Consider the following 2,114-nt stretch of genomic DNA (forward strand, 5'->3'; position numbering starts at 1 on the left):
GACCTACGGAGTCCGGGAGCGGTAACTGTCTCGACCTCAGCGCTCCCCCGCCGAGGTCAGCAGCGCGGTGAGATCCTCGACGCTCTGAGCGTCAGGAAGGGCGAGCGTTCGGGCCGCGAGCTCGGCCGCGCGCTCCTCCGGAAGGGACCTCACGGCGTTGTCGTGGAACTTCCTCGCCAGCTCCTCGTCGGACAGGGGGTTGCCGGGGCCGCCGCGGTTGACCTCGACGCAGGCCTCGAGTTCCTCGCCCGTGCGGGTGGTCACGCGCAGGACGGCGGGGAAGTCGTGCGGGAACGACGTGCTGCAGCGCTCGTCCTCGACGCAGCGCACCAGGGCGGCCAGGGCGAGGCGGCGGGTCACGGGCGGCGCGTCGGTGAAGTCCTCGTGGGACACGCCGAGGCCGCCGCCGAGCAGCGCCGCGGCGACCGTGTAGGGGCCGCTGAACGCCGCGTGGTACCCGGAGGCCGGCCGTGCCTTGGCCTCGGGTGGCTCGGCGATCGTGCGCAGGACGGGCTTGGCGACGCCCAGCTCGATCGCTGTGACGTCGGCGGGGGCGAGCCCCTGGGCACGCAGCCGCAGGGCGGCGTCCACGCCCGCGTGGGTGAAGTGGTTGCACGGGTACGGCTTGAAGACCACGCGCGGCAGCTCCCAGTCCGTGCCCTGGCCGCGGACGACGGCGTCCGGGTGGGCGCGGTCGCCGCAGGACGCCTGCAGGAACCCGAAGCGGCCCTCCAGCACGGTCGGCGGGCCGGTGAGCCCGTGCCGGGCCAGGTCGGCCGCTGCCACGCCGCAGTGCGCGGCCCAGCCGCAGTGGACCCGCTTGACGGTCCCGCCGGTGCGGTTGGCCTCCAGCAGGCCGGGTGCCCATGCTGGCCGCGATGCCGGCGGCGGAGGCGATCCCCGCCTCGTCCTCCCCTGCAGCATCGCCACGGCCACCGCGGCGCCGACCGCGCCGCAGATGGACGTCGCGTGCAGACCACGCTCGAAGAACACCGAGTTGCGCAGCTCCTCGTCGTAGCCGGGCGCGGTATTCAAGAACGGCAAGCTCATCGAACGACCCGACGAATCAGAGGGTGGTGATCAGCAAGTCGCGTGACACGCCGATCCACAGGTCTTGACTATTCCTCGTGGTCGCGTCCCCGGGACGCGACCAGCGTGGTGCCGCGCCCTGCATTCGTTGAGACGCGGTACCGCGCCGGATTCGTGATCGGCGCTGGTGTTCGGCGCGAAGCGAGAGGTGGGTTAGGCTGGAGCTCGTACGTTTCGGCGTCAACGGCCTGACCAACGGAGGCAGCAGCGCATGGGCACGATCACGACCGATGGCACGGAGATCTTCTTCAAGGACTGGGGCTCGGGCCAACCGATCGTTTTCAGCCACGGCTGGCCGCTTTCGGGCGACGATTGGGACACCCAAATGCTGTTCTTCCTACGGCACGGCTACCGCGTCATCGCCCATGACCGGCGCGGGCACGGACGCTCCACGCAGACCAGCGACGGTCACGACATGGACCATTACGCAGACGACCTGGCGGCATTGACTGCCCATCTCGATCTCCAGGGCGCCATCCATGTTGGGCACTCCACCGGTGGCGGCGAAGTCGTGCACTACATCGCCCGACACGGTGAGAGCCGCGTCGCGAAAGCGGTACTGATCAGTTCGGTGCCGCCGCTCATGGTGCAGACCGACGCGAACCCCGGCGGCCTGCCGAAGAGCGTGTTCGACGATCTCCAGGCCCAGCTTGCCGCCAACCGGTCCGAGTTTTACCGGGCGCTGCCGTCGGGCCCGTTCTACGGCTTCAACCGGCCCGGCGTGGAATCATCGGAAGCGATCATCGAGAACTGGTGGCGCCAGGGAATGATGGGCGGGGCGAAGGCACACTACGACGGCATCGTTGCCTTCTCCCAGACCGATTTCACCGAGGATCTCAAGAAGATCACGGTGCCGGTCCTGGTGATGCACGGCGACGACGACCAGATCGTTCCCTACGCCGACTCCGGACCGCTGTCCGCGGGGCTCGTGAAGAACGGGACGCTGAAGACCTACCCGGGATTTCCGCACGGCATGCCGACCACCCAGGCCCAGACGATCAACGCTGACCTGCTGGCCTTCCTGC

General features: G+C 69.4%; 2 protein-coding genes. One reads left to right on the forward strand and one right to left on the reverse strand.

From position 1 onward, the window contains the following. Positions 1 to 36: 36 nt before the first annotated feature. The gene (locus VG296_RS10400) at positions 37 to 1,050 is read right to left on the reverse strand and encodes an MmgE/PrpD family protein (RefSeq protein ID WP_325565427.1); all 1,014 of its coding nucleotides are present in this window, start codon (positions 1,048 to 1,050) and stop codon (positions 37 to 39) included. Between the two features lie 250 nt (positions 1,051 to 1,300). Here VG296_RS10400 and VG296_RS10405 point away from each other — a divergent pair. Further along, the coding region (locus VG296_RS10405; protein WP_325565428.1) for an alpha/beta hydrolase at positions 1,301 to 2,114 on the forward strand (814 nt) is incomplete at its 3' end.

The organism is Actinospica sp. (genome assembly GCF_035552695.1).
GTDB lineage: Bacteria > Actinomycetota > Actinomycetes > Streptomycetales > Catenulisporaceae > Actinospica.

Excerpts from the sequence above, each read along its gene's own strand:
- VG296_RS10400 (WP_325565427.1), bottom strand. The coding sequence starts at position 1,050 with ATGAGCTTGCCGTTCTTGAATACCGCGCCCGGCTACGACGAGGAGCTG.